This is a genomic window from Acinetobacter vivianii (assembly GCF_014635885.1).
Taxonomy (GTDB): domain Bacteria; phylum Pseudomonadota; class Gammaproteobacteria; order Pseudomonadales; family Moraxellaceae; genus Acinetobacter; species Acinetobacter vivianii.
On the sequence record NZ_BMDR01000007.1, the window covers coordinates 172,817 to 197,856 of the forward strand.

At 42.3% G+C, this 25,040-nt stretch carries 24 protein-coding genes and 1 riboswitch; of the genes, 16 read left to right on the top strand and 8 right to left on the bottom strand.

The annotated features are described in order from the left end of the window. Window positions 1-382: 382 nt before the first annotated feature. Genes IEV36_RS14775 through IEV36_RS14800 form a run of 6 tightly spaced genes read left to right on the top strand, consistent with a single transcriptional unit; the run spans window position 383 to window position 9,882 of the window. Complete coding sequence (locus tag IEV36_RS14775; protein WP_005256299.1) at window positions 383-2,167, top strand: ABC transporter substrate-binding protein; 1,785 nt, start codon at window positions 383-385, stop codon at window positions 2,165-2,167. 14 nt (window positions 2,168-2,181) lie between these two features. After that, window positions 2,182-3,999: an ABC transporter substrate-binding protein gene (locus IEV36_RS14780; protein WP_005256300.1), complete on the top strand. Its 1,818-nt coding sequence runs from the start codon at window positions 2,182-2,184 to the stop codon at window positions 3,997-3,999. A 26-nt stretch (window positions 4,000-4,025) separates the two neighbouring features. Beyond that, window positions 4,026-6,038 (top strand): M3 family metallopeptidase, encoded by a 2,013-nt coding sequence (locus IEV36_RS14785; RefSeq protein WP_005256303.1) that lies wholly within the window; start codon window positions 4,026-4,028, stop codon window positions 6,036-6,038. A 12-nt stretch (window positions 6,039-6,050) separates the two neighbouring features. Then, window positions 6,051-6,989: an ABC transporter permease gene (locus tag IEV36_RS14790; RefSeq protein ID WP_005256305.1), complete on the top strand. Its 939-nt coding sequence runs from the start codon at window positions 6,051-6,053 to the stop codon at window positions 6,987-6,989. Window positions 6,990-7,000: 11 nt separating this feature from the next. Next, complete coding sequence (locus IEV36_RS14795; protein ID WP_005256307.1) at window positions 7,001-8,140, top strand: ABC transporter permease; 1,140 nt, start codon at window positions 7,001-7,003, stop codon at window positions 8,138-8,140. Between the two features lie 14 nt (window positions 8,141-8,154). Next, window positions 8,155-9,882, top strand: coding sequence for an ABC transporter ATP-binding protein (locus tag IEV36_RS14800; RefSeq protein WP_005256308.1), 1,728 nt, complete (start codon window positions 8,155-8,157; stop codon window positions 9,880-9,882). A gap of 57 nt (window positions 9,883-9,939) precedes the next feature. On the opposite strand, the gene rluB is transcribed toward IEV36_RS14800, so the two are convergent. The 3 genes from rluB to IEV36_RS14815 are packed head-to-tail and all read right to left on the bottom strand — an operon-like array spanning window position 9,940 to window position 12,316. Then, complete coding sequence (gene rluB / locus IEV36_RS14805; RefSeq protein ID WP_005256310.1) at window positions 9,940-10,884, bottom strand: 23S rRNA pseudouridine(2605) synthase RluB; 945 nt, start codon at window positions 10,882-10,884, stop codon at window positions 9,940-9,942. 41 nt (window positions 10,885-10,925) lie between these two features. Then, the gene (gene scpB / locus IEV36_RS14810; RefSeq protein WP_004770881.1) at window positions 10,926-11,525 is read right to left on the bottom strand and encodes an SMC-Scp complex subunit ScpB; all 600 of its coding nucleotides are present in this window, start codon (window positions 11,523-11,525) and stop codon (window positions 10,926-10,928) included. After that, a complete protein-coding gene (locus IEV36_RS14815) occupies window positions 11,522-12,316 on the bottom strand; it encodes a segregation and condensation protein A (protein ID WP_005256313.1) in 795 nt (264 codons plus the stop codon). Before IEV36_RS14815 ends, scpB begins: the two co-directional genes overlap by 4 nt. 248 nt (window positions 12,317-12,564) lie before the next feature. Between IEV36_RS14815 and IEV36_RS14820 the strand changes: the two genes are divergently transcribed. Next, entirely contained in the window at window positions 12,565-13,281 is a 717-nt protein-coding gene (locus tag IEV36_RS14820; RefSeq protein ID WP_005256315.1) for a GNAT family N-acetyltransferase, read from the top strand. Between the two features lie 532 nt (window positions 13,282-13,813). Here IEV36_RS14820 and IEV36_RS14825 read toward each other — a convergent pair. Both IEV36_RS14825 and IEV36_RS14830 read right to left on the bottom strand, forming a co-directional pair. Beyond that, entirely contained in the window at window positions 13,814-14,431 is a 618-nt protein-coding gene (locus IEV36_RS14825; RefSeq protein ID WP_005256321.1) for an L-threonylcarbamoyladenylate synthase, read from the bottom strand. An 87-nt stretch (window positions 14,432-14,518) separates the two neighbouring features. After that, window positions 14,519-15,181 (bottom strand): elongation factor P hydroxylase, encoded by a 663-nt coding sequence (locus tag IEV36_RS14830; protein WP_005256323.1) that lies wholly within the window; start codon window positions 15,179-15,181, stop codon window positions 14,519-14,521. A 96-nt stretch (window positions 15,182-15,277) separates the two neighbouring features. Between IEV36_RS14830 and IEV36_RS14835 the strand changes: the two genes are divergently transcribed. The 6 genes from IEV36_RS14835 (at window position 15,278) to lysM (ending at window position 19,018) form a co-directional block, all read left to right on the top strand. After that, window positions 15,278-15,838 (top strand): YceD family protein, encoded by a 561-nt coding sequence (locus tag IEV36_RS14835; protein WP_004770887.1) that lies wholly within the window; start codon window positions 15,278-15,280, stop codon window positions 15,836-15,838. Between the two features lie 75 nt (window positions 15,839-15,913). Beyond that, complete coding sequence (gene rpmF, locus IEV36_RS14840; protein ID WP_004638135.1) at window positions 15,914-16,099, top strand: 50S ribosomal protein L32; 186 nt, start codon at window positions 15,914-15,916, stop codon at window positions 16,097-16,099. Between the two features lie 197 nt (window positions 16,100-16,296). Continuing rightward, the gene (gene fabD / locus IEV36_RS14845) at window positions 16,297-17,283 is read left to right on the top strand and encodes an ACP S-malonyltransferase (protein ID WP_004770889.1); all 987 of its coding nucleotides are present in this window, start codon (window positions 16,297-16,299) and stop codon (window positions 17,281-17,283) included. Continuing rightward, on the top strand, window positions 17,280-18,014 hold the full coding sequence (gene fabG, locus IEV36_RS14850) for a 3-oxoacyl-ACP reductase FabG (RefSeq protein ID WP_004770890.1): 735 nt from the start codon (window positions 17,280-17,282) through the stop codon (window positions 18,012-18,014). The genes fabD and fabG overlap by 4 nt, the downstream gene beginning before the upstream one ends. A gap of 86 nt (window positions 18,015-18,100) precedes the next feature. After that, complete coding sequence (acpP, locus tag IEV36_RS14855) at window positions 18,101-18,337, top strand: acyl carrier protein (protein WP_004655272.1); 237 nt, start codon at window positions 18,101-18,103, stop codon at window positions 18,335-18,337. 207 nt (window positions 18,338-18,544) lie between these two features. After that, window positions 18,545-19,018, top strand: a complete 474-nt coding sequence (gene lysM, locus IEV36_RS14860) for a peptidoglycan-binding protein LysM (protein WP_004770891.1) — start codon at window positions 18,545-18,547, stop codon at window positions 19,016-19,018. A gap of 79 nt (window positions 19,019-19,097) precedes the next feature. Here lysM and IEV36_RS14865 read toward each other — a convergent pair whose 3' ends face one another. After that, window positions 19,098-19,865, bottom strand: coding sequence for a hydroxymethylpyrimidine/phosphomethylpyrimidine kinase (locus IEV36_RS14865; protein WP_005256325.1), 768 nt, complete (start codon window positions 19,863-19,865; stop codon window positions 19,098-19,100). 93 nt (window positions 19,866-19,958) lie between these two features. Between IEV36_RS14865 and IEV36_RS14870 the strand changes: the two genes are divergently transcribed. Further along, complete coding sequence (locus tag IEV36_RS14870) at window positions 19,959-20,633, top strand: HAD-IA family hydrolase (protein ID WP_005256326.1); 675 nt, start codon at window positions 19,959-19,961, stop codon at window positions 20,631-20,633. Between the two features lie 52 nt (window positions 20,634-20,685). Here IEV36_RS14870 and ribB read toward each other — a convergent pair whose 3' ends face one another. Next, complete coding sequence (gene ribB, locus IEV36_RS14875; protein ID WP_005256328.1) at window positions 20,686-21,345, bottom strand: 3,4-dihydroxy-2-butanone-4-phosphate synthase; 660 nt, start codon at window positions 21,343-21,345, stop codon at window positions 20,686-20,688. 96 nt (window positions 21,346-21,441) lie between these two features. Next, window positions 21,442-21,599, bottom strand: a riboswitch (FMN riboswitch). Window positions 21,600-21,785: 186 nt separating this feature from the next. Between ribB and IEV36_RS14880 the strand changes: the two genes are divergently transcribed. Both IEV36_RS14880 and IEV36_RS14885 read left to right on the top strand, forming a co-directional pair. Continuing rightward, window positions 21,786-22,001, top strand: a complete 216-nt coding sequence (locus tag IEV36_RS14880; RefSeq protein WP_004770896.1) for a hypothetical protein — start codon at window positions 21,786-21,788, stop codon at window positions 21,999-22,001. A 12-nt stretch (window positions 22,002-22,013) separates the two neighbouring features. Continuing rightward, complete coding sequence (locus tag IEV36_RS14885) at window positions 22,014-23,198, top strand: hypothetical protein (RefSeq protein WP_005256329.1); 1,185 nt, start codon at window positions 22,014-22,016, stop codon at window positions 23,196-23,198. 8 nt (window positions 23,199-23,206) lie between these two features. Here the strand turns inward: IEV36_RS14885 and IEV36_RS14890 are convergent, their stop codons facing one another. Next, window positions 23,207-24,997: a patatin-like phospholipase family protein gene (locus IEV36_RS14890; protein ID WP_005256331.1), complete on the bottom strand. Its 1,791-nt coding sequence runs from the start codon at window positions 24,995-24,997 to the stop codon at window positions 23,207-23,209. Window positions 24,998-25,040: the final 43 nt, after the last annotated feature.

Genomic DNA, 25,040 nt, shown 5'->3' on the forward strand with positions numbered 1-25,040 from the left:
GCAAATACTTTCCTATTTCAATAAAACATGTATTTTATTATTCTGATTTCATTGAAATAGGAAATAATATAAAAAAATATGATTTGGCATAAAGTTACTTTTATTTAAGATGCCTGAAAACCAGATTTGCTTTAAATAAGTATTGGTTAAAAAATAATCATGATTTTTTTATTTGAAAAGTGGCATGAAATTAGCAAGGTAATTTTCAGCTATGAAGAGTTTTTTCTTATGGTTTAATTTTTCCAAATGGTAAATTTTTTATTAAGCAAATGATTTTTTGATAAAAATTTTGGATTTTAATCGTGGTAAGAGAAACGGTAGTGGTGTTGAATGCTATGCAAAAGTCTAGTATTTATTAAAAAACGATGATGTGAGTATCGATTTGAAGTCTATTTTTTTTACGGTCACTGTTTTATCCAGCGTGATTGCATTCATGCCAAATGTTTATGCAAAAACACCTGCTCAAGCGGATAAAGTCCTTCGGGTTGCTTTTGAAGCACCAGATGATGGTTTTGACATGGTTAAAACTTTCAATTTTTATAGTGGGAATGTGGCGGATGTAATTTTTGAAAGGCTTGTGCAATATGATTATCTGGCAAATCCAGTTAAACTGATCCCTGCAACAGCGAAAAAAATGCCGACTATTGAAAAAAATGGGCAAGTCTATATCTTTAAAATAAAATCAGGGATTTATTTTACGGATGATCCTGCATTTAAAGGCAAGCGCAGGGAGCTGGTAGCCGAAGATTATGTTTATTCCATTAAACGTATTTTAGATCCTAAAAATCATGCCTCATCATTTTCTTTTATTGATAATAAAATTGTGGGTGCCAATGCACTGGTCGAACAAGCCAAGAAAACTGGAAAGTTTAATTATGATGCCAAGATAGAAGGTCTTAAAGCATTAGATAAATATACGATTCAATTCACATTAACTCAACCTGATTATAACTTTCCTTATATTCTTGCTTATAGTTCATTTGGTGCAGTTGCACGTGAAGTTGTTGAATATTATAAAGATCGTCTTGCGATGCACCCTGTAGGTACGGGGCCTTATATGCTAAGTAAATATGTACCTCGCAGTAAAATTGAGTTGGTGGCCAATCCTGATTATCGAGGCTTTGTCTGGAATTTCAAATCCTCAGGGACGGAATGGGACAATCAACTGGTCAGGGAAATGAGCGGCAAGCAAATGCCTCAAATTGGCAAGGTCAATATCAGCATTATCGAAGAAGAACAGTCTCGCTGGTTAGCATTTCAATCCAAGCAACTTGATTTTGATAAAGTCACAGAAAATGCCATCCCCAAAGTTCTGGATCAAAATAACCAGTTAAAACCCGCGATGCAGAAACAGGGCATTCGTCTCTATGCCAATAAAGAGGCTGAGATTACCTATTCTATGTTGAATATGCGTGATCCAGTGGTGGGCGGAAACAGTCTGGATAAAGTGGCTTTAAGACGTGCCATCGCTCTGTCTTTTAATGTGAATGAATATATCCGGATATTACGCAAGGGACAGGCAGTGAAAGCAGAAATGCTGGTGCCAGAAGGCGTGAGTGGGCACAATCCAAATTACCGCAGTAGCATTGCTTACAATCCTGTATTAGCCAATAAACTGCTGGATCATTTCGGTTATAAAAAAGGCGCAGATGGCTATCGCAATCTTCCAAATGGAAAGCCGCTGACGTTAAAAATCAATACGGAAACCGGTTCGGCAAAAGTGATGTATTCGGAACTCTGGAAAAAAAGTCTGGATGCAATTGGAATACGTTCTGATTTTAAAGTCAGTAATTTTGCAGATAATTTAAAAGCTTCATCACAGTGTAAATACATGATGTGGAGCGGTGCATGGCATGCTGACTATCCAGAGGGGGAAAACTTCACTCAATTACTTTATGGCCCAAATGTTGGACGTGGCAATCAGTCCTGCTATCAATCTGTCGCTTATGACAATTTATATAAGCAGGCGATGCAGCAACCACCTGAAAAACGCATGCCATTCTATGAAAAAATGAGTCGTCAAATTGAAGCAGACAATATCTGGATCTTGCAGGATACCCGTATTCGCAACTGGTTGATTCAGCCAGAAGTGCAGGGATTCAAGGCTCATCCTATTATGAATAGCAATTGGCAATATCTAGATATTGCTGAACCAAATCAAAAATAAGTGATGTATACCTGATGAAGCAAAATTTTAAACTTTCTATATCACGTATGGGGTTGGCACTGTTAGTGGGGACAACATTTGCGAGTGCAGTCAGTACAGCAATCGCTAAGAGCCCAGCAGATCCTAAAAAAGTATTACGTTATGCCTTTCCTGTTGCGGAAACAGGTTTTGATCCTGTAGCTGTACAAGACCTTTATTCTGCTCATATTTTATATTCAGTCTTTGAAACGCTCTATACCTATGATTATTTAGCATCCCCAGCAAAACTGGTTCCCAATACTGCAGTTGCTTTACCTGAGGTGAGTGCAGATGGTCTGACCTATACCATCCGACTGAAGAAAGGGATTTATTTTGCTTCTGATCCTGTGTTTAAAGGCAAGCGTAGAGAGTTGACGTCGGCAGACTATGCCTATTCCTATAAGCGGTTACTTGATCCGAATTTACGTTCGCCGAATAGTTGGTTATTCGAAGATAAAATTGACGGGATGGATGCCTTAATTCAACAGGCCAGTAAAACGGGAAAATTTAATTATGATCAGCCGATCAGTGGCATCCAGACACCTGATAGTTATACCTTGGTGATTCGCTTAAAAGAGCCGAATCATAATTTCCCTATGTTGCTTGCCCATCAACCGACAGGTGCAGTGGCACGTGAAGTAATTGAGCATTATCGGGATAAAACAACAGGCTATGCGATGGCGCATCCTGTTGGAACAGGCCCTTATGTGCTGGCACATTGGACGCCAGGTTCACGGATTATTCTAAAGGCGAATTCTGATTATCGTGGTTTTACCTGGAATTTTAAAGCAAGCAGTCCAGATGAGCAGAAAATCGTCCAGCAAATGCAAGGCAAAAAAATGCCACAGATTGGTGTGATTGATATTCGAGTGATTGAAGAATCACAATCGGGATGGTTAGCTTTTCAGAAAGATGGACTGGATTTATTTACGCTGGATGGTGAATTGCCGGCACAAGCGATACAACAAGATGGAAGTCTAAAACCCGAGTTAGCCAAAAAGGGCGTTCAATTGTCACGTATCCCAGATCCGTCGATTGATTATTTATACTGGAATATCCAGAATCCTGTTGTCGGTGGTTTTGGTAAAGATAAAATTGCATTACGCCGTGCCATGTCTATGGCGATTTCCAAAGAAAAATTTATCAGCATTTTAGCCAAGGGCAATGCCAAAAAACTGGAGTCTCCGATCCCTTATGGGGTTGCGGGGCATGACCCTGATTATAAAAGCAGTGTGCCTTATTCTGTGAAGGCAGCCAATCTGTTACTGGATCGTTATAACTATAAAGTCGGTGCAGATGGATGGCGAAGATTTCCTGATGGCAAGCCGCTGGTGATTGAGTTTATGCCTTCTACCAGCAGTGCCCGTAGTATGCAAATGGCTGAGTTACTCAAGAAGGATTTGGGCAATATCAAAATTAATATGGTGTCCAAGCCAGTGCCTTTTGCGGAAGGTTTAAAGGCTGAAAAACAATGTAAGACCATGTTCAAAGCCTCAGCGTGGATTGCCGACTATCCTGATGCCGATAATTTTATGCAGTTGTTCTACGGCAAAAATATTCATGCAACCAACCATACCTGCTTTAAATTACCAGAATATGACCGTTTATATGAGCAAACACTCAAACTGGATGATGGGCCTGAACGCGATATGCTGTATCGCAAAATGTCACGTCTTTTAGAGTTTTACTCACCCGTACAATTCATGTCGACCCGTTACCGGACTGTGGTCGCACAGCCTCGTGTGCTGGGCTATAAAAAGCATCCTATCTTGCCAGCAGAGTGGATGTACATTGATATTCAAGACAAAAAATAACGAACAAATCAAATTGGAGAGAAAAAATGGCGAAAAAAATATTGCAATTATCGAGTCTGGCTTTGTTATCCATGACAACTGTAGGGATGAGCCAAAGTATCTGGGCTGAAAGAACCACCTTACCTATTTTAAAAACAGCAGCTAGCGCGCAATGGTGTGATGCAAACTTAGAAAAATTACAACAGCGTATTGCTCAACTCGAAACACAATCTGTGAAGCCACAGTCTGCGGCTGGGCCAGTATTGGCAGAGTGGGATCAACTGATGGCAACATTTGAGGATTTTGCAGGTCCGATCAGCTTATATAGCAATGTTGATCCAGATGCGAAATTGCGTAAATCTGCCGAAGACTGTGAAGTTAAATTGAACCAGCTACAAACAGAAATCTATCAGAATCCAAAGCTGTATCAACGAATTAAAAATACCAAGGCAGTAGATGCAATTGATCGCAAATATCGTCAGGACATCCTCGATGCTTTTGAAGATACCGGTGTGCAATTAGCGCCTGAAAAGAGAACTCGGGTTAAAAATATTTTTGATGAATTGACGAAACTTTCGCAAGAATTCTCTCGTAATATTCGTGATAATCCTGAAAAACTCGAGTTTACTCCAGCGGAACTGAAGGGCTTGCCAGACAGTTACATTGCAGGTTTAAAGAAAAATGACAAAGGCAATTATTTATTAGGATTTGAGTATCCTGAGTACCAACCTTTCATGGAACTGGCAGACAGCGATGATGCTCGCAAGCGTTATCAAACCGCTTTTACCCGTCGTGGCACAGAAAAGAACCTCGTTTTACTCAAGCAGATTATTGATTTACGTTATGAACTGGCACAGTTATTTGGTCAGCCAAGTTATGCCGATTTAGCATTAAAAAAACGTATGGCGAAAACGCCAAAAGCAGTAAATAACTTTCTCGCTGATGTGCATAAAGTTGTGGCGCCTTTAGAGCAAAAAGAAGTTGAAGAACTACGAATTTTTAAAGCCAAAAGCTTAAACACGCCAATTGAAAAAACAGAAATTAATCGCTGGAATGTGAATTACTGGAGCGAAAAGTTACGTAAACAGAAATACCAGATTGATCAGGAAAAGCTTCGTGATTATTTCCCGACGCTTGCGGCTCAGAAGTGGTTGTTTGCAATTTCTTCTGACTTATACGGCATTGAATTCAAGCCTGCCAAAGTCGATACATGGCAAGATGAAGTTGAATATTATGATGTAACGGATAAGAAAACAGGTGAAGTGCTGGGCGGCCTATATATGGATAAATTTCCGCGTGAAGGCAAATATGGTCATGCGGCTGTGTGGGGCGTATATGGCGGCAGTACCTTAAGCAAGCGTAAGCCGATTTCAGTATTGGTCACTAATTTTAACCGCAAAGGGTTAAATAGCGATGAATTAGAAACCTTTGTCCATGAGTTTGGTCATGCGCTGCACGGCATTTTATCGAAAACCCGTTATTCAGGTCAGTCAGGCACCTCTGTAGAACGTGATTTTGTTGAAGCACCTTCACAAATGTATGAAGAATGGGCTCGCCGTAAAGAAACATTATCGAAAGTTGCTGACTATTGTGATCCCGCTTGTCCGCGGGTTGATGATGCACTGATCGCACGTCTGAAGTCGGTACACAATTATGGACGCGGTATGCGTTATGCACGTCAAACCCTGTATGCACAATACGACATGGCTTTACATGGCGCAGATGCCTTAAAAGTACAGCCGATGGATGTCTGGAAAAAAATGGAATCGGCAACGGCATTGGGATATGTGCCAAGCTCAGAATTTCCAGGCCAGTTTGGGCATTTAATGGGGTATCAGGCGGGTTACTATGGCTATATGTGGTCAGAAGTACTGGCGCTGGATATGTTGTCGGCATTTGGAGATAACCTGAATAATCCAGCAGTCGGTCAACGCTATCGCCAAGCCATTCTTTCACAGGGCAGCCAGAAGAGCGCTGCGCAACTGGTCAAGGACTTCTTGGGCAGAGAACCAGATAACAAAGCCTTCTTTAGTGAAATTACAGGTCAACGGGTCAAATAAGGATTTGCCATTATGCTTGCTTATGTCGTGCGTAGACTATGGCAAATGATCCCGACCATGTTGGGTGTTATTTTGCTGATTTTCTTTTTATTTAACTGGGTGGGGGGCGATCCTGCATATATTCTGGCAGGGAAGATGTCTAACCCAGAGCAAATTGAAAACATCCGTAAACAGTTAGGCGTAGATCAACCTTACTACGTGCAGTTGTGGATTTTTATTAAACAGATTCTGACCTTTGATTATGGTGTGAGTTGGAGTACTGGTGAATCGGTCTCACAGATTATTCTGACCCGTTTAGGGCCATCGCTGACGTTATTGATTCCACTGACCATTTTACAGACTGTGATTTCAATCATCTTGGCTTTAGCGGTTGCTTCGGTACGTGGCTCACTGACAGACCGTATGGTCATGATGCTATGCACCATTGGAATGTCGATCAGTATTCTGGTTTATATCATTGTTTTTCAATATGTGTTGGCGTACCAACTGAGCTGGTTTCCCGTTCAGGGCTGGAGCGATAATTTTAGTGAAAACCTAACCCAGTACGCATTATTGCCGATTCTAATTATGCTGGTGGTGAGTATTGCGCCGACTTTACGTCTGTATCGCAGTTTTGTGCTGGATGAGATTAATCAGGATTATGTGCGTACTGCCCGCGCCAAAGGTGTAGGCGAGTCGCGCGTACTGGGGGTGCATGTGCTCCGTAACGCGTCCATTCCAATTGTGACTGAAGTCATGGCTAGCTTGCCTGCCTTATTAATTGGCGCATTCCTGATTGAGCGTTTTTTCGGGATTCCGGGAATCGGGCGAGAAATTATTATTGCAGTAGAGCGTAGTGACTTTTCTGTGATCAAAGCGATTACCGTTTATATCGCCGCAATGACCATGATTTTTAACCTGATCGCCGATCTGATTTATAAGCTCCTCGATCCTCGTGTTCAGTTGAAGTAGAGGAGATGACTATGCTCAGTACAATTTTTAAAAGCAAAGCATCTTCTGATGAATCCACTGCTGCGACAGGATTATGGCAACTGGCACTAAAGCGACTGAAATCAGATCGTATTGCGGTGGTCTCATTTATTGTGGTGCTGTTTTATTTCATCCTGCTGGCTTTGTCCATGACAGGTGTGATTGCATCAAACTGGAATAAGGAAGTTGCGGTCAGTTATGCGCCACCGACTTTTTTGGGGGCAGATGCAGATTCTTCCCATGTGAAAGAAGCGGCGAAAAGCATAGAAAGCTTGCCTGAAAATCCAGTTGATCCCTTGAAAGATGTGATCCAGCAATTGAATGCCGAGATCCAGAGTGAGCAGCAAAGTGGTTACATCGATGATTATGGTATGGTCGACCCGTTAGCTGAGGATATGAAGCAAATTAATCAGCAACTGGGTGGAAATTTGCTGGAACAAAAACAGGAATTAAAAAGTACCTTGCCTTTTGGTGCCGATAAATGGGGGCAAGATATCTTGCTAAAAACCATTAAAGGGGCTGAAACGTCGATTCTGGTTGGCTTGTTGTCGGCCGTATTGGCCGTGGTAATTGGTACTTTTCTGGGGGCAATTGCAGGTTATTTCGGTGGTTGGGTCGATGATGTGCTGAACTGGTTCTACAACATTTTTACCTCGATTCCTTATTTGTTACTCGTGCTGGCGATTGCGGCTGTACTCCAGCAAAAAGGCATTTTGTCGATTGTCCTCATTCTCGGTTTGACTGGCTGGACGGGGGTATTCCGTTTGATCCGTGCCGAATATATGAAGCACAAATCGCGTGAATATGTGCTTGCAGCGAAAGCCATTGGCGTCAGTCATTTACGCCGTATGTTTGTGCATATTTTCCCCAATGTGAGTCATATTGCCTTGGTGCAGATTTCAATTCTGGTGGTGTCTTTTATCAAATCGGAAGTGATTTTGAGCTTCCTTGGTTTTGGTGTGCCAGTCGGTGTGGTGTCTTGGGGCAGTATGCTGAATGAAGCGCAAAGTGAACTGATTTTGGGGAAATGGTGGCAACTGGCAGCCGCTTCAATTGCAATGGCTGTGTTGGTCACCGCATTCTCGATGTTCACCGATGCATTGCGTGATGCTTTAGATCCTAAACTGAAATAGCGGAGAGCGAAAATATGCAATATCAGAATGAACTACCGCTATTACAGGTTGAAAATCTTCAAGTCAGCTTTAAAGGTGAAAATAAACAGTGGATTGAAACCGTAAAAGGAATTTCATTTTCGATTCCTAAAAATAAAACGGTGGCTTTGGTCGGTGAGTCTGGCAGCGGTAAATCCGTAACTTCACTGGCGGTGATGGGCTTATTGCCAAAAGGTCAGAGCCAAATTGCAGCACAAAGCAAAATTAAATTTGAAGGCAAGGATTTACTGCATTTATCGGCAGGTGAAATTCGCAAGATTTGTGGTAAAGAGATTGCCATGATTTTTCAGGAACCGATGTCATCGTTGAATCCTGTATTTACCGTGGGCGATCAGATTGCCGAAGTGTTGCGTATTCATCTGGATATGGGACGGAAGGAAGCGAGGGTGCGGGTACTGGAATTGCTACGAGAAGTCGGCATTCCTGCACCTGAAACCAAAATAGATGCTTATCCGAGCCAGCTTTCTGGCGGGCAGCAGCAACGGGTCATGATTGCGATGGCGATTGCCTGTGAACCAAAGTTGCTGATTGCCGATGAGCCAACCACGGCCTTAGACGTCACCATTCAAAAACAGATTATTGATTTGCTGGAATCGTTACGACAACGTCACCAGATGTCGATGTTGTTTATTACCCATGATCTAGCACTGGTCGGGGAAATTGCCGATGAAGTGATTGTCATGCGTCACGGGGAAATTCGTGAATGTGGGCCTGTTGAGCAAGTGCTGGAACGGCCACAGGATGTTTATACCAAAGCATTGCTACATTGTCGTCCGCAGCTTGCTTCACGACCTTACCGTTTACCTGTGACCAGTGATTTTATGAAGCAGGAAAATGGACAATGGGTGGAAGTGAGTCAACTATCTGATTTGAATCTCAGGCAACGTTCTCGTGGTCTGAAGGGTGATGAACAGATTATTTTAGAGGTTAAAGATCTCAAAAAATCTTTTTATAGTCGTAAAGGTTTATGGGGGAGAGATGAATTTCAGGCTGTGAAAGGTGTGTCCTTCCAATTGGCAAAAGGTAAAACTCTGGGACTGGTGGGAGAGTCAGGTTCAGGAAAAACCACCATAGGTTTACTGCTGATGCGTTTGCATGAAGCAACGGGTGGGCAGGCCTTGATTGGCGGAAAGGATATCCTTGCCATGAGTGAGAAAGAGTTTTGTCAGTACCAACGCAAGATTCAGATCATTTTCCAGAATCCTTATGCATCCCTCAATCCACGTTTTACCATCGGACAGATTTTGTTAGAACCGATGCGAATTCATGGCATTGGGCAAAATGATGCTGAGCGCAAGAAAATAGCGCTGGAATTGTTAGAACGTGTCAGTTTGCCTGCACAAGCTTATGATCGTTATCCGCATGAGTTTTCTGGTGGACAACGACAACGCATCGCAATTGCACGTTGCTTAACCCTAAAGCCTGAAATCCTGATTTGTGATGAATCAGTCTCTGCGCTGGATGTATCCGTGCAGGCACAGGTACTGAATTTATTGCAAGATTTGCAGGATGAATTTGGGTTGAGCTATATCTTCATTTCACATGATTTATCTGTGGTGAAATATATTTCAGATCAGGTGATGGTGATGAATCATGGCGAACTGGTTGAAATTGCCAATTCTGATGAACTGTATTTGCATCCACAACATGAATATACCAAGAAGTTGCTGAATGCCATTCCACAAGGGATCGTCCATCATTAAACTAAAGTCATAAAAAAACGCTCTGATCAGAGCGTTTTTTTATTTCAGACCAAAGGATTAAAACTTTTTAAAGCCTTTGTTGAAACCAATGGTTTTACGGCCATTGTTATTGTTGCTATTAGCGCCAGAACGTTGCTGTGACTGATCTTGTTCATCATCACGGCGTTGTTGACGTAAATAACCACCACGACGCGCAGCCAATGGTTTCTCAGCCATTTTTTCAGTACGACGTTTTGCCATACCGAATAGGCCAGTACCTTGACGTGGTTTTAACTCAACTGATTTCGCAAGGTTGTCGATGTCGGTTTTATCCAGTTCCATCCAGCGACCAGTACGTAATTCACGCGGTAAAATCACGGTACCGTAACGGGTACGTAATAAGCGGCTGACTTTGAGGCTTTGTGATTCAAAGATACGACGTACTTCGCGATTACGACCTTCTTTAACCACAACTTGATACCAACGGTTGATCCCGTCACCACCAATTTCAGAGAATGATTCAAATTTCGCAGGGCCATCTTCAAGCTCAACACCCTTCAACATGTTGTTGCGAATTTGTGGTGTAACTTCACCCATCACGCGAACGGCATATTCACGTTCTACTTCGTTTGATGGGTGCATTAAACGGTTCGCAAGTTCACCATCGTTTGTGAATAACAATAAACCAGTACTGTTAATATCTAGACGACCGACCATGACCCAACGGTCATTGGCAATTTGTGGTAAATGATCAAATACAGTTGGACGTTTTTCAGGGTCATTGCGCGAGCAAATTTCACCTTCTGGCTTATAGTAAATTAAAACGCGACGACGAATTTCGTCTTCAATTTGGAATTGTACTTTACGACCATCGATACGAAGTTCATCAGTGGGTTCGATACGCTCACCAACTTGAGCAATACGACCATTGATGCTGACACGACCAGCAGCAATGACTTCTTCCATATAGCGACGCGAGCCTAACCCGACTCTCGCTAAAACCTTTTGTAATTTTTCACTCATGACAGCACAACCTTAGACATAATGATCAACAGTTCACCTTCTCAAGACTTCGGCGCATGTGCATCGAGAGCCATGAATGCTTCCTTGGCGTTCTGCAGGGGAGGCAATTGACCTAGCGACGCTAAGCCAAAAGCATTTAAAAACTGGGGCGTTGTAATCAACAACGCAGGTCTTCCGGGTAAATCTCTGAAACCGGCTTCTTTAATCCAGTTCCAGTCAAAAAGTGTTCTTAAAATCTGACTATTATTAGATACACCACGAATCTGCTCAATATCGGCACGTGTGACAGGTTGATGATAAGCAATCACTGCGACAGTTTCGAGTAAAGAGGGAGATAATTTGGTTGGACGTTCTGGCCAGACCTGCGCAATGATATTGCGATATTTTGCACGTACCTGAAAACGAAAGCCTTGCGCCGTTTCAATTAATTCAATTGAACGACCGTGCTGTAACATTGCCAATTGCTGCACAAAAGTACGTAATTGCTGCTTATTATATTGGTTTTGAAATGCTTCTTTTAGACGGGCAATTGAGACTGGTGAGTCACTGGCGAATAGAATGGCTTCAATTTGCAATAAAACATCATGATGAATGTCTTCAAGAGACATACTTTCACTTTGTTCTAACTGATCTAAACTCATGCGGCAACTCCCTGAATGGTCAACGGAGCTTCAATTCCTGTATGAATAATCTGGATTTTTTGCTGACGTGTAAGTTCAAGTACTGCCATAAACGTAACCACCATCCCCATACGACCTTGCTTGGGATTTAATAATTCAATAAAACTCAAGGCTTCACCTAATGCGAGCTGACTTTGAATAAAGGCGATACGTTCTTCTAGCAATACTGGTTCCTGCGCGACCACATGCGTGATCGGTTCAGGACGGTTAAACACACAAAATAAGGCATCATGTAAGGCAGCTACATCATAGCCTTCATAAATCGGTGCAATATGTCCAATACTGACATTGGCACTAAAAGTATCACGCTCAAAGATTGGCATTTGCCCCAATCGTTCAGCGGCCTGTTTAATACGTAAATACGTTTCCAAACGGTCAATCAATTCTTGTTTTGGATCTTTTTCAAATTGATCAACAGCAGTCGGTTTCGGTAATAACAAGCGTGATTTTAGATCCGCCAGAAGCGCGGCCATCACCATATAATCGGCCGTTAGTTCGATATTCAAGGATTTCATACTGTCCATATAAGACAGATATTGGGTCGCAATCGGTGAAATATCGACTTGTAATAAATCAAAGCCATTTTTTTGAATCAGGTAAATCAGAAAATCCAAAGGACCTTCAAATTGTTCCAGTAAAATTTCAAACGCGGCAGGCGGGATATACAAATCTTCAGGTATGACTTCTTGCCACTCGTCAAGCACGCGAATGGAAGGAGTGGACTCCAAAGGAGAGGGGAGAATTTGGTTCATTACCGTTATAAGCCACGCGAATTTTCAAAAGCATGAGAAAGATATAATTTTTGTGCAAGAAAGGGCACATGCTACCAAGAGCACGCCTATTCTAATCGAAATCCCCCATTTAATAAATTGCTGACTTACAAAAACCTTAAACTTCTCAGGGTATTTTCTATATTTATACGTGATCATCTAGGTCATGTAATAAAGTTATGCTTAAATGAGCAGCGAAAATCATGATTTCTGCTCAATTATAAATCGCTATGAAACAATATTTAAAAACACAACAGAACCCGTTTGGACAAAGTGTTGGCCTTGATGTTGATCACCAGCCATGTTCACTTATTCAGCAAGATCTCGTGGGCCAATACGTTAAACTGAGTCGTATTACAGGTGAAATTTCCGATCAGACCGCAAATGATATCTGGCATGCCGTAGAGACCGAGCCTGATGCATCATGCTGGACCTATTTACCTTATTCTGCGCCCCAGAGCAGAGATCAATTAAAACAAACTTTAGAACAACGATTTGGCTTTCAGAGTGTTACACATTTTCTGATTGAAGTGGATGGTGAAGTTCAAGGCTGGATTGCACTCTTACAACCAAGACTGGAACACGGTGCGATTGAAATCGGCAATGTCTATTACTCGCATAAGATGAAAAAATCAAAAGCGTCGACTGAAACGATATTTCTACTTTTACAACAATGTTTCAAGCAGGGCTATAGACGGGTAGAGTGGAAATGTGATGACTGTAATGCACCCTCTAAAGCAGCCGCTTTGCGCTTTGGTTTTCAATATGAAGGATTATTCCGCCATGATCGGGTTAGCAAAGGTCGTAACCGCAATACGGCATGGTTTTCAATCATTGATGAAGAATGGCCTGCACTAGAACAGAGTTATCTCCAGTGGTTAAATCCTGAGAATTTCGACGCGCAGGGATTCCAGAAACAGCGGTTATCAGATTTTTTTGAAATCTGAATTTGATCATTCGTTTTAATGAGAAATATTGCGGTACACCACTTCAATGAAAAGAAAAATAATTGTCGGCCTGATGCTGACCTTGGTTATTGTTCTGATTGGTAATTTTATTATCTGGAATAACCCTTCAGTGCAGAAAGAGCTGCTAAGACAATATTTAGGCCGAATGATCGTTAGTAAGATTAATCATCATACAAACCCCACTGCGTCTAAATGGGGGGGTGGAGATTCGCGCAGTCAATCATTACCCGAAGATTATGGTAAGGATGAAACTCAGAAGTGATAAGGATAGTCAAAGTGTGAGTGCAGAACAGCTTAAACAACAAAGTTGTGCTTTTCTGAAAAACTTTCAAACACTGAAGCAAAGTGGCAGAAGTAAAATCTATGGTCTTTTAATTGAAGATCGATTCTCATTTCAAATCGAAGTTTTTAACGAATCAGGCCAGAAAATACAAAGCGCAAGTCAAATTCTGGCTGAATGTCCAAACTTTCCTTATGCCTAGGCTTACAAGAATGAAATAGATGTCAGTACTTATTCAAAAGCACTGACATCACCAATACCGCGACGCACGATTTCAGGATTTTCTCCTGATAAATCTACAATACTGGTGGTTGATAAAGTCCCAAAACCACTATCAATAAATACGTCAATCCGTTTACCGAGCTGATTTTCAATATCGTATGGATCATCTAGGGGATCTTTTTGATCGGGCAAAATTAAAGTACTGGTTAGCAACGGTTCACCGAGTTCTTTTAATAAAGCTTGCGCAACAGGATTACTTGGAATACGCAGGCCAATGGTTTTTTTCTTCGGATGCATTAAACGTTTTGGTACTTCGCTGGTCGCGGGCAAAATAAACGTCGTGACCGCAGGGGTATTATTTTTTAATAAACGATACATGGCATTATCGACTTTGGCATAAGTGGCAATGTCAGAGAGGTCACAGCACATAATTGCATATTGATGCTTTGGCCCCAGACCACGAATTTGCGCAATACGTTCCATCGCATTTTTATTTCCGATCTGACAACCAATTGCATAGGCTGCATCTGTCGGATAAATCACCACATCCCCAGCACGAATACGTTCCACTGCTTGTGTGATTAAGCGTGCCTGTGGATTTTCGGGATGAATATGTAAATGCAACATCTTTGAACTCCCTGATCTATATGGCTAAATTTAGTATGAAACGGGTTGCGGTCAAGTTGCAAGCATTAGATGTGACAATTTTGTCCTTTAATCAAGGTCTTCACGTTTAAATTCATCGAGTTGTAATGGTGTTCCATTGCGGGTAGACACGCAGATGTAATGAATGAAATGTGCTGCATCACGCGGTAATTTTGCTTCACCTGAAAAATAATCTTGTAGCTGAGCAAAAACATGATCTTTGAATCGTTGGCCATTACCGCCATCGCCTGTCAAGTTGTCTAAAGAGACACGGAATTTCCGACCAAAAGCTTTTGCAAACAGCCATTCAATTGCTTGCGGCTTGATTTCAACCTGTTCAAAAAGTGCCTGCTGCTCAGCCGTTCGACCGTCTGGTGCGTACCAATATCCCAGATCTGGAAGTAGGCGACGCTGTGCACCTGAGATGCTCCAGTGACTAATTTCATGTAGCGCACTATTAAAGAAACCATGGGCAAATTGGATTCTTGCAGGCTGTCCATTTTCCGCCGGGAAATATTCTGGTTCAAAATCACCTTTAACTAGTGTGACATTATGGTGGGAAAACCAGTGATTAAAGTGTAAAATAAGCCAATCGACCTGTTCTGGTTCTGATGTTAACTTTTGCCAAGATGAGCGTTGCACTTGATCTGGCGTTAATGCAGGAGCAGAGGTTGAATGGGTGCTTACAAGTAATGAAGTTGTTACTTCAAGTTGCGGCTGCAACAGGTGCATTGCTTAATTTACCCCGAGTTCTGTCTAAAGAAGTGCAAAATTGTATCTTAATCTTTGACAGAGTACCGATGAATTTGTAGAATTGCCGCCTTAATTATGTCAGCAAATACCTTTCCGGCACAGATTGAGCCGTTTAAATGGGCTGAACAGGGCTTTACATGGTCAGGCACACTGCCATTGTCTCGCTTTGCTCGTATCGCTCGTGAAGCTGTTGGATCAATTAATGATCGATTGATCAACATAGACTGTAAGCTATCAATGGATGCATATCATCGCATTGTATGGCTAGATGGACGTATTGAAACGAAAGTTCCAATGGAATGCCAGCGTTGTCTGGATACTGTTGAAACTGAACTTGTTTCAGATTTTCATTTAGCTTTGATCGATGATGAGTCACTGATAGAGCGCTTGGATGAGGATGCTGATTTCATCGTTTTAGGTGAAAGCGAGTCTTCGAAAAAAGGTGATTTTGATACACCTGCTTCGATTGATTTGCTCGCACTACTAGAAGATGAACTGTTATTGTTGATGCCTTTATCTCCCAAGCATGATGTTTGTGAGCATAAACATCGACCTGCCATTCAGGACGTTGTCGAAGAGAAACGGGATAACCCGTTTGATGTTTTGGCAAGTTTGAAGGGTAAACTTAACTCATAATTTGTGATATAATGTTGAGTTAAGACAACTGAATTTGTTTCTGATCCATTTTTTCGATCTTTGTAAGGAGCCATCATGGCCGTTCAGCAAAACCGTAAAAGTCGCTCTCGCCGTGACATGCGCCGTTCACATGACGCTTTAACCGAGAATGCATTATCTGTAGACCAAACTACTGGTGAAACTCATCGTCGTCACCACGTGACTAAAGACGGTATTTACCGTGGTCGTCAATTATTCGCTAAAGCAGCTGATGCTGAATAATTGAACCATATGCATTAAGCGTTAGCTTAAAGTATAGAAAAAATGGGAGCGAAAGCTCCCTTTTTTGTTGTTTTTCGCAATTAAAAAACGATTTAATCAATGGTAAATTGCCGCATCGGAAAAGAGTCTGTTGTCATTCTCATGTAGAATCATGAGTGTTGATGAAATTGGCGATAGACCATTTTAAGGATTTTTATATGTCGACTAAGCGACTTGAGCAGGCTGCTCAAGCAACAAAAACAGCATTTGTTTTTCCTGGTCAGGGTTCACAAAAAGCAGGTATGTTGGCTGAACTTGCAGAGCAATTTAGTGTCGTTCAAGATACATTTGCAGAAGCATCAGCAGCAATCGGTTTTGACCTTTGGCATATTGCCCAGAGCGGTGAAGGTTTAGACCAGACTGAAAATACCCAACCTGTGTTATTAACTGCAAGCATTGCCTTATGGCGTGTGTGGTTAGAACTGGGTGGAATTGTGCCAAAGTACCTTGCTGGGCACTCATTAGGGGAATACAGTGCGCTTGTTGCGGCAGAGGCCATGACTTTAGCTGATGCGGTTAAACTGGTTCATTTACGCGGTAAATTAATGCAGAGCGCTGTTCCTCAAGGTGAAGGCGCAATGGCGGCAATTCTTGGCTTGGCAGATGACAAAGTGGTTGAACTTTGTGAAAAGGTTTCTGCTGCGGGCCAAGGTTCTGTTGAAGCTGCAAATTACAATGCACAAGGTCAAGTTGTTATCGCTGGTAGCGCTGCATTGGTTCAGCAGGTGATGGCTGAAGCAAAAGAGCAGTCTGGTAAAGCGATTGCATTGCCAGTTTCAGTACCTTCACATTGCACATTGATGAAGCCAGCAGCAGAAAAGTTTGCTGAAGCTTTGGAACAAACTGCCATTGAGCTACCATGCCTTCCTGTAATACAAAATGTCAACGCGGAAATCGCGACAGATGTTGCTCAGTTACGTCAGGCATTAACAGCTCAATTGTACCAGTCGGTTCAATGGACACGTACCATGCAATATCTGCAAGATCAGGGTATCCAGTACATGGTTGAATGTGGACCAGGTACGGTATTGAGTAATCTTGCAAAGCGATTACCGAACATAGAAAAAGCATTTGCCATTGATAGCAAAGCACGTATGGAAGATGCCCTAAACGCAGTGTTAGTGGCAGAAGGAAAAATTGCATGACACAACAACGAAAAGTTGCGTTAGTGACAGGAGCAAGCCGTGGTATTGGCGCTGCAATTGCACAGCAACTCATTCAAGACGGTTTTTTTGTGGTTGGTACCGCAACTTCTGAATCAGGCGCGCAAAAGCTGACAGAAAGCTTTGCTGAACATGGCGCAGGTGCTGTACTTGACGTGCGTGATGGCGCTGCGATTGATGCACTGGTTTCAGATATCGAACAAAAATATGGTTCGGTGCTGGTATTGGTTAACAATGCAGGCATTACCAAAGATAACTTGCTGCTTCGTATGTCTGAAGATGACTGGGATGACATTCTCAATATTCATCTGAAAGCCGTATACCGCTTATCTAAGCGTGTATTGAAAGGCATGACCAAAGCACGTTTTGGCCGCATTATTAATATTAGTTCAGTGGTTGCACATTTTGCGAACCCTGGACAAGCGAACTACTCGGCAGCAAAAGCAGGGATTGAAGCATTCAGTCGTAGCTTGGCTAAAGAAATGGGTAGCCGTCAGATTACAGTGAACAGTGTTGCACCTGGTTTCATTGCCACTGAAATGACTGATCAGTTAAGCGAAGAGATTCGTAAAAAAATGACTGATCAAGTAGCTTTAAATCGTTTAGGTGAACCTCAAGATATTGCTGATGCAGTGAGTTTCCTTGCCAGCGATAAGGCTAGTTACATTACTGGTACAGTTTTACACGTAAATGGTGGTCTATACATGGCCTAACTGGCGATGTATAAACTTTTAAAAATTTTTATATTCAATTAAACTAGTGGCAAATTAAAACGCCACAAGCAATGAGGAGAATTCCTGTGAGCGATATCGAACAACGCATCAAACAAGCTGTAGCTGAACAATTAGGTATGCGTGCTGAAGAGATTAAAAACGAAGCATCTTTCATGGATGACTTAGGTGCTGACTCTTTAGATTTGGTTGAACTTGTAATGTCTTTCGAAAATGATTTCGACATCACGATTCCAGATGAAGATTCAAATGAAATCACAACTGTTCAATCTGCAATCGATTACGTAACTAAGAAACTTGGTTAATCATCTTGCATGATAAAAAAGCCACCGTCAGGTGGCTTTTTTTATGTGTCCTGAAATGAAAAGAGAATGAATATCTCTTGGTTTTAGTTGATATACATATATTTACAAGACCGCCTTAAATTGAAACTTGAGTCACTTTTTTTTTCGGTATAACTAAAGTAAGTCTATTTTGACGATTTGAGATTAATAATTACAGAGGTAATAACAATGGGTCTTTTTGATTTTGTTAAAGGTATCGGTAAGAAAAATACAGCACCAGCAGAGCCACAAGCTGCGCCAGCAACACCAGCTGAACCATCAGCTCAAGAGATTGCAAATAAATTATTAGGTTTGATTAAAAGTTTAGGTCTTGGGGTTGAAGGCTTATCTGTAACGTATAACGGCACGACGGATACTGCAACGATTAAAGGGCAGGTAAAAAGTCAGGCAGATAAAGAAAAGATCGTATTGGCAGTTGGTAATATTGATCATGTAGCGCAAGTGGATGATCAGATGACTGTAGAAGCGCCTGAGCCAGAAAGTAAATTCTATACAGTGAAATCAGGTGACAACCTGTCTAAGATTTCAAAAGAATATTATGGTGATCCAAACCAGTACAACAAGATCTTTGAGGCGAATCGTCCATTACTTAAAAATGCGGATGACATCTTCCCTGGACAAGTTTTACGTATTCCACAATAATTTGTAAGTATTAAAAAAGGCGCTTGATGCGCCTTTTTTAATAAAAAATTTTTGAAAAATTGAAAGATTTCTGGAGGGCTTAAAAGCGTTTTGGAATCTTTTGCCCATTGGGTACAGGTGTTTCTGCATGTTTGAGCACGCCAAATAACCATGTTTCTGCATGCTGAACGGCAATTTTTAATGAATCACCGAGTGCTAGACGACCTGCAATGAAGCTTGCGAGAGAACAACCTGAACCATGATATTGACCTTCCAGACGTGGACAACGGCTTTCGGCAATCATTTTATCCTCAGCATAGAGGACATTACGAATGTGATCTGGCGTGTCTTCATGACCGCCTTTGACTAAAATGGCTTTGGCACCCATTTCGAACAGCTTTTCTGTTGCTTGTTCAATATCCTCAATTCCTGTTAAAGCTCTCAACTCAACCGTATTAGGCGTGATCACAGTCGCTAAAGGGATTAACTCGACAAAGGCTTTTACCAGTGTGGCCTGATCGCCGAGTGAGCCACCACTATTGGCCACCAGCACAGGATCAAGCACATATAAATAGTCGGGATGAGCGCGTAAGAATTCAGCCAGTGCAGCAATATTATCGGTTGTGCCCAACATGCCAGACTTTACACATTTAATTGGTAAATCACCGACCACGGCGTTGGCTTGTGCGAGCAGTAATTCTTTTGATGTGGCTTCAAAGCCAAATACTTGCTGCGAGTTTTGAATGGTTAAAGCAGTACATGCAATCGCTGCATGCGCACCACTTTGTCCAATTGCTTCAATATCTGCTTGTAAGCCAGCACCGCCAGATGGATCTAAACCTGAAAAACAAAGCACGGTCGGACGCACTGCAATTTCCTTTTAGTCTTCAATATACGGTAGTATAGGGAATTTTCGAGAAACTCTCGACTATGTTGTGTAAGGCTGCAAGAGATTGAACGAATGACGATCAAAAATATTCTAATCGATTTAGATGGGACTTTAACTGACCCTAAAACAGGAATTCATGGTTCAATTCGTTTTGCTTTGCAAAAGTTAGGTCAGCCTTTGACTGATGATGTGGATCTGGACTGGACGATTGGTCCGCCCTTAAAAGCTTCTTTGGCAAAACTACTGAATACCCAAGATGATGAGCTGGCTGAGCAGGCATTACTGGCTTACCGTGAACGTTTTTCAGTAACAGGTCTATTCGAAAATGAAGTTTATCCGTCAGTCGCAGAAACATTGCAGCAATTACAGGCGGAAGGCTATAGACTATTTCTTGCAACGGCTAAGCCTGTAGTCTTTGCCAAACAAATTTTGGCTCATTTCAAGCTAGATCAGTATTTTACAGCAATCTATGGTAGCGAGCTGACAGGTGAGCGGACCAATAAAGCAGATTTGATAGCCTATATTCTTGAGCAAGAACATTTAGATGCCCAGCAATGTATCATGGTCGGTGATCGCCAATATGACATTATTGGTGCGCGTGTTAATGGAATTGAAACCATTGCCGTTAATTATGGTTATGGTCGGGCAGATGAGTTAGCTCAGGCACAGCCGTTAACGCAAATTTCTCAATTTAGCCAGTTAATTGCAACGGTGGCTGAACTGAATGCAGAACGAAAAGTTTCTTAAAAACAACGCAATAAAAAGCCTCGATCATTCGAGGCTTTTCTATCATATCTCATCAGACATTATGTTTTAAACGGTATTGAGCCAGTTCTTCAATGCTAATCACGGTTAATCCATGTGTTTGAGCATAGGCTAGCACTTGAATACCTGATGCCATAGAACCATCAGGATTGGTCAATTCGCACAAGACACCAGAAGGTTTTAAACCTGCCAGACGAGCCAGATCAATCGTACCTTCGGTATGACCACGACGGGTCAGAACACCACCTTCACGTGCGCGTAGCGGGAAAACATGGCCTGGGCGGCTCAGGTCGCTGGCAACAGCACCATCTTTAGTTGCAGCTAAAACTGTCGTCACACGATCTTTTGCAGATACACCTGTCGTTACGCCTTGAGCAGCTTCAATGGTCACGGTAAACGCAGTTTTAAATTGGCTTGAGTTATCAACTACCATAGGTGGAAGTTCTAAATGATCTGCCTGTGCTTCAGTCAAACATAGGCATACAATGCCTGAACCATCACGAATCATTTGTGCCATGGTTTCGACTGTTAAGGTCTCAGCGGCAATAATCAGGTCAGCTTCATTTTCACGATCAAAATCATCCATGACCAAAACAGGCTTGCCTTGGCGGATATCTTCTAAAGCTTGTTGAATACGTTGTTCAGCCGGAGAAAGGGCTGAAAAGAAAAGTTCGGGTTGGATTAAACTGGACATAATGAAACGCTCTCGTAAATAGGATACGGTTGAACATTTCAGGACTGATGTAAAAATAAGCGTGCACAAAAACAACCCAAAAGAGTGTTTCGGTGGTTTCGTCTTCTTTCATCCGGACTATACCGTCGGCTTTGGTATCTCACCAAATCTGCGAGTATATAAAAATATATACAGGCTCGTGGGCTGATCAGGTCATTTTATGGTCATGCCTGACTTACCACCGGTGGGGAATTTCGCCCCGCCCTGAAGCGATGTCCTTCGATTATAGCCAGATTTTTAAGTGAAAAGGGAACTTTTTATAGAATGTATCGTTCTATAAAAATGAAGAAAATTGCTGAGACGTAGCGCAAATTTTTCTCATGATCTTTGAAACTGGCAATCCATTTGAATTGGGCATACACTGAAAAGATAAAACAACAATAATGCGGAGTAAGCGCTATATGGAAAAGGCGGAGAAAACCGAATTAGAACAACTGGCACAACAATTACATCGACCTGTCATGAGTCTAAAAGCATTTTCACAATTGCCTCAACAGGATTTGGCTTGGCTCAATCAGCAATTACGCCAAACCATAGAAAATGAAGATCAGAAAATGAATCAACGGCTGTATCAAATCCCTTTTTTTCTACGCTGGTTATTTAAGCCGAAATCATGATGGAGCAATGTCATGACACGACTCGCTGTGCAGGCCGAAATCATTAAACTTGCCCGAATCCTAAATGTACCAGAGCAACAATTGGCCTTTATGCAGGTTCTGGCCCCTGAAAATCTCAGGCAATTTCGTTTTGCGATATTGGAGTTATTGCAAAGCCAGCAAAAAAGCCGTTTTCGTCATTTAGCAACTTGGGTGAACTGGTTGCCCCGCTGGATCAGTATTTTCTGGGTAAAGCATTTTTTAGAGCCTTTTATTGTGGCGCAAATTGCAGTGTATCTCTCTACTGAAAGCTCCTACCGTATTGCCAAGCATTTACCCGCAAAAACAATTGCAGCAATTGCGGTGTATCTGGATCCACGCTTGGCGAGAGAGCTACTGAGTTACCTGACGACTCATCAGATTACTGATATTACCCAAGTTCTACTCGAACAACGGGATTTTGTCACCATAGGGCGTTTTGTCAGTATGTTATCTGACGCGGTGTTACAGGATGTGGCGCAGATTGTAGAGAATGAAAGTGATCTATTGGAAATCGCTTTTTATATTGAATCCAGAGAACAGATTGATCATTTGGTGCATGTCTTACCCCGAGAGAGAATTGAAAAGGCTTTATTGATTATTGGTGATCCCGCACAGCGTTTATTGTGGCCCAAAGTATTGGCCTTGATGAGCTACATCAGTTATGGACTCAAACAGGAGCTGGGGGATTTAGCTGTTCAGCAAGGTGAACCTGTGATCAATGCCATTATTCAGGCCACTCAGGAAGACCAGTTGTGGGAAGATATGTTGCCTGTGGTGGCATGTTTATCTGCACATGCACAAGATTTTGTTGCCAATTTGCCAGCCTTAAGACGTGTTGAAATTATCCAAAGCATTGTGGAAGCGGCTGATCGTTGTGATTTATGGGCGGATATGCTGGTGATTGTCAATTATATGCAAGATGAGGCAAGGGAAGCGGTCGCATTGGCAATTGCACAAATTGATGAGCAGGTACTGCATCATATTGCTTATGCGTCATTATTGCGTTCACAGTGGGAAGTGACTTTCGATATTATGCGTCGTATGCCGATCGATAAACAGCGACAATGTCATCGTATTTTGGATGGCTATATGCAGCAATTAGATCCGGAAACGTATCGCTATTTAGATACTTTACTGGATCGTTACCAGATTCAGTCCTCTGTTGCTGGGTCGTAAAGCTTCAATCAAGAGTAGGGAAGTGTTTCCCGAATTGGGACTAACATTTCTAGCGCATGGTCATAACCACGTTCAACCAGTTCATCCAGTTTATGCCAGTCGAACATGCCAATGCCAGCAATGGGCATACGCACATGCAAATTTGCCCGCTCAATCGCTGCGGTTTGAATCATGGTATCGCTGGCTAAAGTTGCCGTGCGCATTAAGATTTCTGCCAGTTTGGGGGCATGTAGTAGCTTATCTTTAATAATTTTATTCCAGTTGAGTAGCGCACTTTGATCGGGTTCTTCCAGACCAATACCCGGCACTCGAATATCATCATGCAAACTGACATTACTGGCAATGATGGTACCTCTTTCCAGATTTTGCATGACATCGGTGGGGAGGTTATTGATCACACCGCCATCACAGAGCAGGTTTTCATGCCAAGCCACAGGTGGCGCAACGCCGGGTACACTCATACTGGTTCCGACCCAAGTCGCAAGTTCACCTTGATCATGAATCACTGCTTGACCTGTGGTGAGGTTGGTGGAAATGCAGTAATAGGTTTGTCGGAGTTCCTCAATTCGCCGATGTCCAAAAATGGCATGCAAGCGACTATGGAAACGTTGGCCCCGAATCAATGAGACGCGTGGCATGGTGTAATCATTGAGATAGTTACGTGCTACAAAAGTTTCATAAGCAATATGGGTCATCTCAACACTATCAAATCCACAAGCCACAAGGGCAGCAACAAAGGCGCCCATGCTGGTACCACCAACAATATCAATCGGAATGTGTAATTGTTCCAGTGCACGAATCAGACCGATATGGGCAAAACCCCGTGCGCCACCACCACCCAGCACTAAACCGATGCCTTGACTGGAAATCTGACGGGCAACCGCACAGATATCAGCTTGCGCCCAAGGATGAATAAAATAATGGGCGCGGGCATGATAGAGCTGTTTCCAGATCAGGGTATGTGGGGAAGGATCACCTTCTGAACGGAGTAGTACTAACTCGATAGGGCTTTGCCAGTCATGTTGATTTAACACCTCAACTAATTTGGTATGGGTTGGGGTTTGATTGGCTTCTGCCAAAATTAAAATACGATCTGCCTGATGTAAGCAGCGTTTAGACCATTCATCTTCATTGCTGTCAGCGGCATATAGTACATAGCAATGTTTTTCTTCCAGACTGGCTAACCATTGGCGCAACTGAAGATCATCCGTGCCATAGTCGAGCGGAGTTTGACTAAATCCTGCTCCAAATAAGGCATCGACATGCGCGGCTGTGACTAGGCGGACTTGTGGCCAACGTTGTAGATGTTCCGTTAGCTTTTCAGCAAGGTGAGTGGCTGGAATTTGTGAAGAAACAGGGATGACGGAAAGGGTACGACTATGTCCCATGGCATGAGTGAGTTGCTGATCAGGTTGAGATCGATGAATAATCAAGCGAGATAAGGCAAATAATACTTTCGGGTGCTGATTAATAAACTCAATGAATTGCTGTTGCGGAATGCCGACCAGTGCAGTATCACGCACTGCATTGGTTGTACCATGATGAGGCTGGTTAGAAATAACACCTGTTTCACCCACGATTTCATTCCGCCCATAATAGGTCAGTAGACCCGCAGGTGTAGTGAATTTTATACGTCCATAAGCAATCACATAAACATGATCAGCCAGATCATTGACACAGTAAAGCTGCTGTCCTGTTTGTAAATAACGAATATGACAATGCGTTGTTAAGGAAGCTAAGGCACTGTGATCGAGTTCATTAAACAGTGCTGTTTTGTTCAGGATGTTAAGAATATCCATATTATTCAAATTATCGTTATTGTCTATTTATTGAATAAGGCCT